This window comes from Endozoicomonas sp. NE40 (assembly GCF_040549045.1).
GTDB classification, from domain to species: Bacteria; Pseudomonadota; Gammaproteobacteria; order Pseudomonadales; family Endozoicomonadaceae; genus Endozoicomonas_A; species Endozoicomonas_A lisbonensis.
On sequence record NZ_JBEWTB010000002.1, the window covers coordinates 2,997,635 to 3,010,494 of the forward strand.

Annotated in this window: 15 protein-coding genes; 10 read left to right on the plus strand and 5 right to left on the minus strand. The window is 49.1% G+C overall.

The window, feature by feature from the left end; genetic code table 11:
- The 4 genes from V5J35_RS14395 (at window position 1) to V5J35_RS14410 (ending at window position 4,153) form a co-directional block, all read left to right on the plus strand.
- Complete coding sequence (locus V5J35_RS14395; RefSeq protein ID WP_354007807.1) at window positions 1-1,152, plus strand: ATP-grasp domain-containing protein; 1,152 nt, start codon at window positions 1-3, stop codon at window positions 1,150-1,152.
- 27 nt (window positions 1,153-1,179) lie between these two features.
- On the plus strand, window positions 1,180-1,623 hold the full coding sequence (locus tag V5J35_RS14400; protein ID WP_354007808.1) for a YHS domain-containing (seleno)protein: 444 nt from the start codon (window positions 1,180-1,182) through the stop codon (window positions 1,621-1,623).
- Window positions 1,624-1,637: 14 nt separating this feature from the next.
- Window positions 1,638-2,093, plus strand: a complete 456-nt coding sequence (locus tag V5J35_RS14405; protein ID WP_354007809.1) for a MauE/DoxX family redox-associated membrane protein — start codon at window positions 1,638-1,640, stop codon at window positions 2,091-2,093.
- Window positions 2,094-2,356: 263 nt separating this feature from the next.
- The gene (locus V5J35_RS14410; RefSeq protein WP_354007810.1) at window positions 2,357-4,153 is read left to right on the plus strand and encodes a lysophospholipid acyltransferase family protein; all 1,797 of its coding nucleotides are present in this window, start codon (window positions 2,357-2,359) and stop codon (window positions 4,151-4,153) included.
- Here the strand turns inward: V5J35_RS14410 and V5J35_RS14415 are convergent.
- Entirely contained in the window at window positions 4,150-4,662 is a 513-nt protein-coding gene (locus V5J35_RS14415; RefSeq protein WP_354007811.1) for a hypothetical protein, read from the minus strand. The two genes, V5J35_RS14410 and V5J35_RS14415, sit on opposite strands and share 4 nt — an antisense overlap.
- A 228-nt stretch (window positions 4,663-4,890) precedes the next feature.
- Here V5J35_RS14415 and gcvH point away from each other — a divergent pair, with 228 nt between their 5' ends.
- Together gcvH and V5J35_RS14425 are read left to right on the plus strand one after the other, a co-directional pair.
- Window positions 4,891-5,283, plus strand: a complete 393-nt coding sequence (gene gcvH / locus V5J35_RS14420; protein WP_354007812.1) for a glycine cleavage system protein GcvH — start codon at window positions 4,891-4,893, stop codon at window positions 5,281-5,283.
- Between the two features lie 106 nt (window positions 5,284-5,389).
- The gene (locus tag V5J35_RS14425) at window positions 5,390-6,148 is read left to right on the plus strand and encodes a HesA/MoeB/ThiF family protein (RefSeq protein ID WP_354007813.1); all 759 of its coding nucleotides are present in this window, start codon (window positions 5,390-5,392) and stop codon (window positions 6,146-6,148) included.
- Here the strand turns inward: V5J35_RS14425 and V5J35_RS14430 are convergent.
- From V5J35_RS14430 to V5J35_RS14440, 3 genes are all read right to left on the minus strand, one after another.
- The gene (locus V5J35_RS14430) at window positions 6,145-6,408 is read right to left on the minus strand and encodes a TfoX/Sxy family protein (protein ID WP_354007814.1); all 264 of its coding nucleotides are present in this window, start codon (window positions 6,406-6,408) and stop codon (window positions 6,145-6,147) included. The genes V5J35_RS14425 and V5J35_RS14430 overlap by 4 nt on opposite strands.
- Window positions 6,409-6,580: 172 nt before the next feature.
- Window positions 6,581-7,147, minus strand: coding sequence for a P-loop nucleotide/nucleoside kinase family protein (locus tag V5J35_RS14435; protein WP_354007815.1), 567 nt, complete (start codon window positions 7,145-7,147; stop codon window positions 6,581-6,583).
- Window positions 7,144-7,908 carry a hypothetical protein gene (locus V5J35_RS14440; protein ID WP_354007816.1) on the minus strand — a complete coding sequence of 255 codons (765 nt, stop codon included), beginning with the start codon at window positions 7,906-7,908 and terminating at the stop codon, window positions 7,144-7,146. Before V5J35_RS14440 ends, V5J35_RS14435 begins: the two co-directional genes overlap by 4 nt.
- A gap of 149 nt (window positions 7,909-8,057) precedes the next feature.
- On the opposite strand from V5J35_RS14440, the gene mrcB reads away from it, so the two are divergent.
- The 4 genes from mrcB to V5J35_RS14460 all read left to right on the plus strand — a co-directional run bounded on the left by mrcB (window position 8,058) and on the right by V5J35_RS14460 (window position 12,269).
- Window positions 8,058-10,412 (plus strand): penicillin-binding protein 1B, encoded by a 2,355-nt coding sequence (gene mrcB / locus V5J35_RS14445; protein WP_354007817.1) that lies wholly within the window; start codon window positions 8,058-8,060, stop codon window positions 10,410-10,412.
- Between the two features lie 3 nt (window positions 10,413-10,415).
- Window positions 10,416-10,823: a tetratricopeptide repeat protein gene (locus V5J35_RS14450; protein ID WP_354007818.1), complete on the plus strand. Its 408-nt coding sequence runs from the start codon at window positions 10,416-10,418 to the stop codon at window positions 10,821-10,823.
- A 4-nt stretch (window positions 10,824-10,827) separates the two neighbouring features.
- Window positions 10,828-11,139: a YqcC family protein gene (locus V5J35_RS14455; RefSeq protein ID WP_354007819.1), complete on the plus strand. Its 312-nt coding sequence runs from the start codon at window positions 10,828-10,830 to the stop codon at window positions 11,137-11,139.
- Between the two features lie 86 nt (window positions 11,140-11,225).
- A complete protein-coding gene (locus tag V5J35_RS14460; RefSeq protein ID WP_354016422.1) occupies window positions 11,226-12,269 on the plus strand; it encodes an acyltransferase in 1,044 nt (347 codons plus the stop codon).
- Between the two features lie 130 nt (window positions 12,270-12,399).
- On the opposite strand, the gene V5J35_RS14465 is transcribed toward V5J35_RS14460, so the two are convergent.
- Complete coding sequence (locus V5J35_RS14465) at window positions 12,400-12,825, minus strand: Mpo1 family 2-hydroxy fatty acid dioxygenase (RefSeq protein WP_354007822.1); 426 nt, start codon at window positions 12,823-12,825, stop codon at window positions 12,400-12,402.
- Window positions 12,826-12,860: the final 35 nt, after the last annotated feature.

Here is a 12,860-nt window from a genome sequence, read left to right on the forward strand (position 1 = left end):
ATGAACATGACTGAAAGCGACCGCCAGATAGAGGCATTTATCCGGCCAACCGCTCAGGATAAGAAAATTCATCCCGGTATGCCGGAGCTGGAAAAGCGGGAACGGCCGATTTCTTTTTTTGAGTTCTGGCCGGGTTTTGTAATTTATATCCCCGTTATTTTGCAGGCGCTGTGGTTAGCCGTTCGTTACCGTGGCCTTACCCTGCCACTGAACAGTAATCCTGGCATTCACCTCAGTGGTATGGTGGGGGAATCCAAAAATGATATCTTTTCCATGGCGAAAGGAAAGGCCAGAGAAAAGATACCAGACTGGTGCGTATTGTCTGAATGGGTATCGCCGGAAGATGCTGAGTTTCAGGCCCGGCAACGAATGGAGTCGGTTGGTCTGAATTACCCCCTGGTTGCAAAACCCGACATTGGTTGCCGGGGAGCTGGTGTCAGAATTGTTCGCTCTGCCCGGGAGTTAAAAGATTATATTGCTGCGTTTCCCAGAGAAGGGAAGGTCATATTGCAGCAATTGGTGCCTTACGAAGCTGAAGCCGGCATTTTTTATATTCGTCAGCCAGGGGAGAAAAAAGGCAGGATTTTTTCCATTACCCTGAAATACCCGCCTTACGTGATTGGTAATGGTAAAGATACTCTGCGGCAATTAATTCAGAATGATGACCGCGCAGGACAGCTGACGCCATTATATTTCAAGCGTCATTACCAACTGCTGGAACAGGTTCTTCCAGAGGGACAACCTTTCAGACTGACGTTTGCTGGCAGCCATTCCCGGGGATGTATTTTCAGAGATGGCAGGGAATTTATAACACCTGCACTGGAAGCTTCCTTTGATAAGGTCGCCAACGGCTTACCAGAATATCACTATGGCCGAATTGATATTCGATTTAGAGATATAAATTCTCTTATGGATGGCGAAAACTACTATATACTTGAAATTAATGGTGCCAGCAGTGAAGCCGCCCATATCTGGGACAGTCGCAGTACGTTGAAAGAAGTGTATCGGGTTCTGTTTTATCAGTACCGGACACTGTTTCAACTGGGGTGGATGAACCGGCGCCGGGGATTTCGTCCTCCTTCCCTGAAACAGTTGTTGCATGCATGGAAGCACGAACGAAAACTGGTTCGAAGGTATCCGGATACGGAATAACCTTGTGATACAAGGAGCGTAAACATTATGGCACGACTCATTGGTGTGATCATGCTGCTGTTTCTCGGCTCAACCGCCTGGGCTGGCAATGATATCTATACGGGCTGGTTCAGCAACAAGGCCGTGAGTGGTTACGACACGGTTGCTTATTTCACAGAAAGCAAAGCTGTGAAAGGTAATGCCAAATTCAAATTCAAATACCTGGATGCTGAGTGGTATTTTAATTCGGATGAAAACCTGGAACTCTTCAAAAATAACCCGGATAAATACCGACCACAGTATGGTGGTTTTTGTGCCTGGGCGGTGGCTACCAAAAAGCAGAGAGCCCCCGGAGATCCTAACTACTGGAAAATTGTCGATGGCAAGCTTTATCTGAATTACGACAACAGCGTTCAGAAACAATGGCTTGAAGACATTCCCGGTTTTATCCGTAAAGCCGATGAAAACTGGCCTAAAATGCTTGATCAATAAAGGAGGATTGATCTATGAAAAATGCAGTCAAATGGATTTTGTGCATTTATGTGGCATTTGTCTTTATTCAGTCGCTGTTCTTCAAATTTACTGATGCCTATGAAACGATCCATATCTTCAGCACCCTGGGGGCCTGGGCTGGTTTTGAGTGGTTTGCTGATTATGGCGCTTATGGGGTAGGTACTGTTGAGCTGATTGCAGCCATTATGCTGTTTTTTGCCTCCTCACGTCTCTATGGTGCGGCGATTGCCAGTGGTGTGATGATGGGAGCCGTATTTTTCCACCTGTTTACGCCGCTGGGCATTGCCATGCCGGAGTTTGACGAAATGGGTAATGTAACTGGCGATGATGGAGGTTTGCTTTTTTACAACGCCTGCGGTGTTCTGGTGGCATCATTAATTGTTACAGCCATGGAGTTTTTTGGTACTGACAATGCTGTTAAGCGAATACTGTTTCGCACATCTCAATGATCATTGTCTGAAAATGGTCAAAAGATTTTCTAAAGATTGCCTAAAGCCGGGCAGGTTTTGTGTTTTGTTCGGCTTTAATGAGAGCTTCATCCCCCCTTAACCATCCTGTCATTTTCCCTGCCTACGCTTGTCCATGTAAACGAGCTTGTTCATTATAGGGACTAGGAGCCTGTCGGACTTAAGACTGTCCTACTGCGCTTAAGCCCGACAGGCTCCTGGCATTTCACAAGCCGGACTACAACCACACTAACAAGGAAATCCGGATGGCTAGCAAACAATCTCCTTTTCGTCTTCCGCGCAAAACCAGGTCGGGCATTCCGGAATTGGCAGCAGAATGGCTACTGGGTTTAAAAACACTCGACAGCCTTTACAGGAGAAAGAGTGCCAGTGAGTACGATAGCCACCGTTTCCTGAAGTGGGTTCTAAGGATTTTTCAGGTTCAGCATGAGGTTGTTTCTGGCAGCCTGGAAAGGATTCCTGCTGAAGGTCCGTCGGTTGTGGTGGCAAACCATCCTTACGGTGGCATTGAAGGCATTGCACTGGCAGAGTTACTGCTACAGAGACGCAGTGATGTGAAGGTACTGACCAACGAGATTCTCTGTCAGATTCCCGAGTTGCGAGAGTTGTTTATTGGTGTCGATGTCCTCAGCAAAAATGCCCGTCAAAAAAACAGGGCAGCCATTGCTGAGGCTCAACAATGGGTATCTGATGGGCATTTGTTGCTGATGTTTCCATCAGGGGAAGTGTCCAGCTTTAACAGGCATCTTAAACGGGTGACCGACCCGACCTGGCGCATTACTGCGGCAAAAATTGCCAGACAAACCCGGGCCAGAGTGACTCCGGTCTTTGTTGAAGGTCGCAATGGCTGGCTGTTTCAGGCACTGGGTATGATCCACTCAAGGCTGAGAACGGCCAGACTAATACGAGAGCTGATCAATAAAAAAGGCCAAACCATAGGTTTTCGGGTTGGCAAAACCCTTGAGCCTGGCAGTTATGAATCTCTGGATTCAGACAGCGCTGTCACCAATTATCTGCGGCTACACACTTATGCCATGTCGGCTCATAGCTCGGACACTAATGGTTCGGGTGGCATGAAGCTGAATAAACCTGAAAGGAAAAAAGAACGACAGGTTGAAGTTATAGCCAGCCCTGTTGATAAAGCCCTGCTACAGAAAAACATTGAACAGCTGCCCGAAGATACCCTGCTGCTGGAAAAGAACGAAATGGCGGTGTTCTGTGCCACCAGACAGCAGTTGCCCCATATTTTGCCCGAAATTGGCAGGCTGCGCGAAGTGACGTTCAGAGAAGTCGGTGAAGGGACTGGGCAGGAGGCAGATATTGATCGCTATGATGACCACTATCGGCATCTGTTTCTCTGGAACAGGGAGCAGCGGGAAGTGGTTGGAGCCTATCGTATCGGGCAGGTGGACCAGATTTTACGAACGCAGGGACTGCATGGTATTTACTCCCGCAGCCTGTTTCGTTATCACGCCGGCTTTCTGCATAAACTTGGGTGCAGCCTGGAAATGGGACGATCTTTTGTCCGGCCTGAATATCAGAAAAGCCTGACTGCACTGATGCTGCTCTGGAAGGGAATTGGTGCTTATGTTGCGGCTAATCCCCGTTACAAGGTGCTGTTTGGGCCGGTGAGTATCAGCAGTCATTACAGCGAAGTCTCCCGGCAGTTGATGGCAGGGTGCCTGTCGGTAAATAACTCTGATGAAGTGTTGCAGTCACTGGTACAGCCAACCACTCCATTGAAATCACATAAAGGGCAGTTTTGGAGCATGGATCACCTTCAGGGACTGAGTGATGTGGACAAGTTATCAACACTGGTGCAGCAGATTGAAAAAGACAACAAAGGCATTCCTGTCCTGCTTAAACAATACCTGAAGCTGAGCGGTGAACTGGCAGCCTTTAACGTTGACCCTGACTTTAACAATGCGCTGGATGGTCTGATTATTGTCAACCTGACCCGGGTTGATCACCGAACCCTGAGCAAATACCTGGGAACTGCCGGAGCAAAAAGTTTTCTGGATTTCCATCGCCCTGCCGCTTAGTCGGCCAGGGCTTTATCCTGCTGAAAAACCCTGGTGGCCAGCGCCAGTCCAAATGCATCAGGCATCTTAAAGCCGGTCGGCTCAAGCAGCAGAGAGATAATGGCTTTGTGATGGGCAGTATGATTGTGAAGGAATAGCAGCTCTCTGTGCATATTGCTGGTGGTGGAAAGAGTCTGGTTAGAACCGCCACAAGCCTGAAAATCCAGGGCTTCATACTGATCGTCAAGCAGAGCCAGATGTCGGCAGATGATACCAATCTGTTCCAGAGCTTCATCGCAGGATGTTTCAAGGCTGGGGTTTCTAGGGCGGTCATCATAATTGACGGTTCCCAGCTCCAGTCCATGAAGAAAGCCTTTATAAAACTCAATAATATGTCTGATCTGAGTACCAACCGGCCCGCAATAGTCTGACAGCCTGGCCATGAAATATTTGTCAGGGAGTTGCTTAAGCAGTTCAGAAAGCTCGGTCAGAGTTTCTATATTCAGTTGGCAAGCACGATGTACCGTCATTTTTGATTGGCTGATAGGTAGTTATTTAGTCAGTTTGCATAGAATAGTCGCAAATGTATAGATGGGCAGGCAAAGCTTACTGTTTATTACACATTGGCTGTAGCCCTGAATTCCCGTTAGAATGCTTCAATTTCATTATCCAAGAACAATATAAAATCTGGATTGCTCGCAGTAGTCAGGATTGAAGATGGCTGTGAGATGCAATCCAGGCGACCAGAGGAAAAATTGATGAGTAACATTCCTTCCGATTTGCGTTTTGTGAACTCTCATGAGTGGATTCGGCTTGAAGACGATGGTACCGCGACCATCGGAATTACCGATCATGCCCAGGAATCACTCGGAGATGTGGTGTTTGTGGAGTTACCGGAAGTCGGCACGACTCTGGCCGCTGATGATGAGGCTGGTGTTGTTGAATCAGTCAAAGCCGCTTCTGAAATATACGCGCCATTGTCCGGCGAAGTGGTTGCTGTCAATGACGCACTGGAAGAAGCTCCGGAAACGGTTAACAGCAACCCTTATGATGATGGCTGGTTTTTCAGGATAAAACTGTCTGATCAGGGGGAACTGTCCGAATTGATGGATGCTGAAGCGTACGCTGAGTTTGTCGAATCTGAAGCCTGATAAATATCTGTCTTCTCCGGTGCAAGGTACATATGTGCCGGAGAAGTACTCCCTGCTCGATTTCCCTTGTTTGATTAAAGCTTGTTAAGAAGGTTCCACTGTTTTCATGATGAATGACGATCAGTTGTTGCGTTACAGCCGACAGATTATGTTGCCTCAGGTTGATATCGAAGGGCAGGAAAAACTGCTGGATTCCCATGTGTTAATTGTGGGTATGGGTGGACTCGGTTGCCCTGCGGCTATTTATCTGGCAGCGGCAGGTGTCGGGCAACTGACCATTGTCGATCCGGATGTTGTTGATCAGACCAACCTGCAACGTCAGATTGCCTTTTCAACGGACGATATCGGGCAGTTCAAGGTTCATGCTGCTGCTGCGAGAATCAGTGCCATTAATCCCGGTATTCAGGTGAATACTGTTACGGCAAAGCTGAGTGAGGCAGGGTTGACGGAGATAATGGAAAAATCTGACGTAGTACTGGATGCTACCGACAATTTCGACAGCCGTTTTGCTATCAACCGTTGCAGCGTTCAAGCCGGTGTACCCCTGGTGTCTGGTGCCGCTATTCGCCTGAATGGACAGCTGACAGTCTTTGACCGCTGGCAGGATAACGCCCCCTGTTATCGCTGCCTTTATTCTGAGCAGGTGGCTGAAGAACTGACCTGTTCAGAATCCGGTATCCTGGGTCCGGTTGTAGGAACCATTGGCACTCTGCAAGCTCTCGAAACCATTAAACTGATTACCGGTTTCGGTGAAAGTCTCAGCGGACGCTTAATGATGTTTGATGCTCAAACCATGCAATGGCAGACCATGTCTCTGGAAGCTGACCCGGAATGTCCGGTGTGTTCTGGAGGAAAGGGGGATTAACCGGAGGGGAATGCTTCTACCTGTTTCAGCAGGCGCTGCTTGTAGTTTTCATCAAGATCGTTCCAGTGCTTGCCGATCAGGGCACCTTCCATAGCGTAGAGCAGGACTTTGGAAACCTTGAAGCCTCTGTCTCTGACTTTACAGTATGCCGCAACGGAACCCACTTCATGGAGTTGTTCAAGTGTTCGGATGCCCACAGCATTCAGCCACTGAACCGAAGTTTTACCTAAATTTTTTAATTCAATCAGGTCGGTAGCCATATTGGTTCCCTGGGTCAAACTCTTTAAGTCCGATATTAAGTCCGATATGAAAATTTTTTGATATTACTGAATGTCAGAAATGATTCTTCTCTAATACCCTGTAACTATAGATGTAACTATAGACGAGTCTGCCTGACTGCCCAGAATTTGATTATTTTTCTGACAAAAGTCGCTATGAAATATAGCGGTAAATGCGCTGAAGCAGTGTTTCCTGCCAATTTTTTTCTTCTGTGAAGACTTTTATGCACGTTTGTAACTCATCTGAGGTCAGAGCTTCCTGCCATTGTTTTTGTTTGTGAATCAGGTCTTCACTGGCTTCCGAAGGGTCGTTGCCAAGGTGTTGGCGCGTCCTTATGCGGTCGATCATTATCTGTTGTCCAGCCTGACATTTAACGATCAGAAAAAGCGCTCCGGTGTCCCGGGCCAGTTGCTGCATCCGCAGCCGTTCATGATGTCTCAGGAAAGCAGCATCCACCAGAACAGACTGTTGTGCCGAGAGTTCCTCAAAAGCCAGTTCATACAGCTTCTGAAACGTTCGTATAGTTGCTTCCTTTGTGTAGATATCAAGATTGGCGAGAGAACTGTTTTCTGTGGGGCTGAGTCCAAACAGTTTTTTACGCTCAACGTCAGAGTGGTAAACCGGAATATTGAGGGTTGAGGCCAGAAAGTTTGCGACGGTTGTTTTTCCTGAACCTGACAAACCCTGAAGACAGATGAGGCATGTATTTCGTTTTTTCAATTCCTGACTCTTTGTTTACATGCTCCGGTTTTAGTCAATACGTTATGTAGTAAGTAAGCAATAGTTTGGAAAGACATCTTGCCCTCGCCCATTTTTACCATTCCTTTTTCTCTCAGGTAATGGAACTTAATATACAGGAGGTCAGTTTTAGCCTTCTTTTTCCGGTAGTGCCGGGAAATATCCACACCGGTACTGATCTGGTCACCAATTGCCCCTCCAAGGTCGGTAATAACAGAACCCGGTACAAAACCCAACCCGCTTTTGCTAAAACTACTAACCCCCTCCTGCAGAGGATAAAGCCCCTGATATTCCTTTTTCGGAGCATAAGGCTCAATCTTCATATAAATATTCGGCAACTCCTGAATAGTATTGTTTATGGCATTCTTTTTACTATTGAAGTAGCCAATCAGCGTCGCACAATTACCAACAACAACCAGAGGGCGTAAGCCAGCCCCTTTCTTCGAGAACAGAAAGTCCCCATAGCTATTTGGTATTGCAACCCCGGGCCGACCATTGACCTGAAGAACACTGCCATATTTGCCTGATATCACAACCGACTTTGTCTGCCGGTACAGTTGGGTGACGGGAACCTGTTGCCTGGAAAATGAAACGGGAGAAAACACTGTTAAAAATGATATTGCTAATATAGCAGACCAAAGATGCATCGTACTTTCCTTGGAGAGGAAACCTGCCGGCTGATTCTGATTAGAAACCGCCGCAGCATCTATCGACAGGCAGTATGATTGCTGGGCGATACTCACACAATAGATTAGCAGCCTCAGGGATTTTTTTTAAACATCGGGAGAAAGGCTGCTTCAGCTACTCGTCATTCCGCTTTAGAAGGTGAAATTGGCATCACTTCGGTTTTATCGGCTTTGTCTGTTCCGTCGATCACGTATAATGCGGAACCATGGTAGCAAGTAATAAAGAGACGCCACAGAAAAAGACCAAACGTTCTGGGCATAAGAAAAACCGTTCAACCAGCCAGCGTAAACCCTCTGATCGTTTTCGACGATGGGGCATGCTGCTGCTCAAACTGGGTATTTGCGGTTTTGCCGTATTTATGGCGTTTGTCGTATACCTTGATGCGGTGGTTGTTCAAAAATTTGAAGGAAAAAAGTGGGCAATTCCGGCTAAGGTTTACGCGCGCCCGGTTGAATTGTACGAGGGACGCCTTCTAAAACCGGACGAACTGCAGGCACAGTTGCGACGTCAGGGCTACCAGCCGGTCAATACAGTTCGTCGTCCGGGGACCTTTGCCCGGACGGGTGATGAGTTCATTATTTACAGCCGGGGGTTTCATTTCCCCGACGGTACAGAATCTTCCCGCTACGCCCATGTTCACTTTAACAGCAATAAGGTCGTCAGCCTGACCAACAGGCAACAGCAGCCGCTACCACTGCTGCGACTTGACCCACAACCGGTTGGGGGAATTTACCCGGCCAGTTATGAAGATCGCCTTCTCATTCAGCTGGAGCAGGCTCCAAAATATCTTGTACCCGCCCTGATGGCGATTGAGGACAGGGACTTTTATGAACACTGGGGTATATCTCTGTCGTCTATTGCCCGGGCTCTGCTGGTCAATGTCCGGGCTGGAGGTGTTGTTCAGGGTGGCAGCACACTGACGCAACAGCTGGTTAAGAACTTCTATCTGAGTAATGAACGTACCCTGACCCGAAAGGCTCAGGAAGCGATCATGTCTCTTCTGCTTGAGCTGCATTACTCAAAAGATGAAATTCTGGAGACATATCTTAATGAAGTTTACCTGGGGCAGCAGGGGCGACGGGCAATACACGGCTTTGGTCTTGCCAGCCAATTTTATTTTGCCCAGCCGATTCAGGAGTTGAGCCTTGCCAGAACCGCTTTGCTGGTGGGTATCGTCAGGGGACCTTCGTTTTACGATCCAAGACGTTTTCCGGAGCGAGCCATGCAGCGCCGTAACCTGGTGCTGGATGTCATGGCAAGCGAAGGACTGGTTTCGAAGGCTGAGGCGGAACGCTCAAAGAAATTACCGCTGGGCATTGTCAGCCGTGAGCAGATGCGTACCAATGCCTTCCCCGCTTATCTTGATGTGGTGAAAGACCAGTTGCGGCAGGATTATGCCGAACGGGACCTGACTTCCGAAGGGTTGCGTATCTTCACCAACATGGACCCGATTATCCAGCGTCATGCCCAGAGCAGCCTGACCCGAACGGTTAATGCCATTAACAAGGAGAAGTTACAGGGAGCAATGGTCGTCACTTCGGCACAGACTGGCGATCTGCTGGCTGTCGTCGGTGATAAAAATCCCGGCTACGTTGGCTTTAACCGGGCTGTAGACGCGCGTCGTCCAGTGGGTTCGATTCTGAAACCGGCTATTTATCTGACCGCTCTCGAACAACCTAATCGCTATACATTAACGACACCGGTAAAAGACCTTCCCATTAAGGTAAAAGATGGTCGGGGTGGTTTCTGGGAACCGGGTAATTATGATGGCGAGTCCCGTGGAGAAGTTCCATTGTATGAAGCTCTGGCAAGGTCTTTCAATCAGGCGGCTACACACACCGGGATGGAGGTAGGCGTACCGAATGTTTTAAAAACCATTCGTCGTCTTGGCGTTGAGCGGTCACTGCCCAATTATCCCTCGGTGCTGCTTGGGGCTGCTTCCCTGACCCCTATGGATATTGCTGCCATGTATCAGACCTTTGCCAGCGGCGGTTTCCGGATGCCGTTAAGGGCGATTGATGCGGTGGTTGATGCCAGTGGCAGACCGTTGCGACGGTACAGTCTTTCGGTTGAACGGGTGGTTGAACCGGCTCCTATGGAGCTGTTAAGACGATCCATGGTGAGTGTGATGAGGGAAGGCACAGGGCGCAGGGCTTACTGGAGTATCAGTCAGGAGCTTGACCTGGCAGGTAAAAGTGGTACGACCAATGATTCCAGAGACAGCTGGTTTGCAGGTTTCTCGGGTAACCTGATGGCAGTTACCTGGCTGGGGAATGACGACAACAGCCCCACCGGACTCACGGGGAGCAATGGCGCCCTGCGGGTTTGGACTGACCTGATGCAGCGAACGCCCATCAGTGGTGTTCAGCCTCTGTCCAGTGATCGGCTTGAGTATGTCTGGGTGCAGCCACAATCAAACCTGCGCAGTAGCCAGGATTGTGAGGGAGCCCAGTTGTTCCCTTATATTACCGGTTCAGCGCCTGTCGTAACGGACAGCTGTGGTGAATCCGCCCGGCAGGATGCTGGTTTCCTCGATACAATTAAATCCTGGTTCGACTAACCCATGAATAGTTGTTGTAAAGGTCTGTTTCAGACGTTAATGCGACCAGCCATCCTTGTTTTGTTTGCTGCGATTCTGGTTGGCTGTGGAGGCCGTGTTTCTTATTCACCATCAGAACCTGTTATGGTGGGTTCCCCTTACGCTGACCGTGAAGATGCCGTGGGTGTTTTGCTTAATAACGCTTATCAGGCGATAGAGGCGGGTCTTCTGGAAGAAGCGGTCGGGTGGTTGTCGCGGGCTATGCGCATCAACCCGGTGGAACCCGCCATTTATTATCACATGGCAGAAATTCGTATAGAGCAGGGTGATCCGGATCAGGCACGACAGCTGCTTGGAAGAGCCCTGAGCCTTGGGCCGGATCAGCAAATGACCCATAAGCTGGAAGCCCTGCTAAGTTCCCTTAAGAGTTGAGAATATGAGTGTACAAATCATCCGGTTGCTGGAAGAAATGGAAGCGGAACTGAAAGTTCTTGGATGCTGGCAGGCTATGCCACCAACGGCGGAAGCCATGTCCAGTGAAGTCCCCTTTTGCATGGATACCATGGCATTCAGCCAGTGGCTGCAGTGGCTGTTTATTCCAAGGGTAAGAGCCATTGTTGAACAGGGTGGGGCTTTGCCAAAAGGTGCCAATATCAAGCCTTATGCCGAAGAGGCGTTAATGGTTGAAAAGGTGTCTTCAGAAAAGCTGTTAAATCTGGTTGAGCAGTTTGACTTGCTGATGAAATAGACAACGTTGATGTAAGTTGGGTCGAATGGTAGACGCCCATGCCCTTCAGAGTGACACCCGGCACTGGAGTTAGAATTTATACTGCTATGAGTTATGCGTCCCTCTCTCCTCGACAGGATATTTTTTATCTGCACTTTTTGCGTTGCATTGCCGCAATCGCCGTGATTGCCATTCACGTCCTTGGGCCATATCGATCGATGTATGACGCAATTCCATACGACGCATGGTTCAGTGCCGTCGCTATCAACGCCTTGAGTCGATGGGCGGTGCCTGTGTTTATAATGATCAGCGGTGCTTTGCTGCTCACCAGCGCCATCGAAGAGCTCAAACCCTTTGATGCCCGCCACTACCTGACCCGGCGAATGGGCAAGGTGCTGATACCCTTTTTATCCTGGAGCCTGATCTATGCCGCCACTAGTGGAATGCTGGCCGGGGACCTGGACAAGGCAACAGAGGCTATCGTTGGGTTTCCCTCGCAGCCTGTCTGGTATCACCTGTGGTTTTTCTATGACTTTATTCCATTGTATTTTGTCATTCCATTGCTGGCACCAGTGCTGCGGCTGATGAACAGGGAGCAGGTGAAGATTGTGCTTGCTGCGTGGTTCACCCTGACACTAATGCATTTTTTGAAGGTACCCACCTGTCTGCGTCAATCGTTGGTACTCTACTCCGGCTATCTTGTGCTGGGCTGGTATCTGCATAACCGGAATAATCGACCGCAACTGAAACTGTGGTTGGTGGCCGGGGCAGGATCTGCATTGCTGAACCTGTTGGGCAGTGCCTATGCTTCCAAGCTCACAGGCGGCTATTCATCGCTGTTTATGGGATATAAATCCCTTAATACCGTACTTATTGCCGGGATGCTGTTTGTGCTGGCTCAGGTCTGTGCCGACCGAATCGGCACTCGCCTCAAGCGTGTTCTGGTGTCGCTCTCTACCTGCAGTTTGGGGGTCTACCTGCTGCATCCATTGCTGCTGATCCCTGTACGCGCCACCATTAAGCAACAATACGATGCCTTTGGCCATCCGGCTTTGACGATTCCGTTGATTGTCCTTGTCACTCTCCTGCTGGCGTGGGGCCTGGCGGCTCTTCTGGCACGAGTGCCGGTTGTCCGCCATCTGGTACCCTGACCCCGGCGTTTTCATTCTGACCTCACCAATTGCGATTACTGGACTGTCCCGCTGTCCGGCGGGGTCTGGTGCAACGCTATGCTCGAGGCGAACTGCGAATAAACAGCTGAGGTTTGAAGGTTGAGTGAGTTTAATAACTCAGATTATATTTTTTGAAGAGAAAACTCACGCACCAGATCGGCCCGACGAGCAGAAATTTCAAATCCTCAAAAAACGACGGTTTCTTTCCTTCAATGTTGTGTCCGACAAACTGAAAAATCCATGCCACGACGAAAATAACGACACTGGTCACCAGCAGGTAACTTCCCAGTGCGGTTGCAACAGACGTCATCAGGGCATAAATCACCATCATCACCAGTGACAGTTTCATGGACAGTGGAAAATAAAACAGCAGTGAAACCGCCATCGTTCCCCAGGTAAGCAATGGGCTTACCGTCCACAGCAGTCCGATAATGCTGAACAGGATGGAAGGAACACAGATCCAGTGGATCAGTTTGTTGGTTGGGTTCTGGTGGCTTTCGCTGTAGGCGTCGAACCACTCATCGGCAGTTTTCATGGCTGGGCTCCCGAATTGTAATTATTATCTCTGGG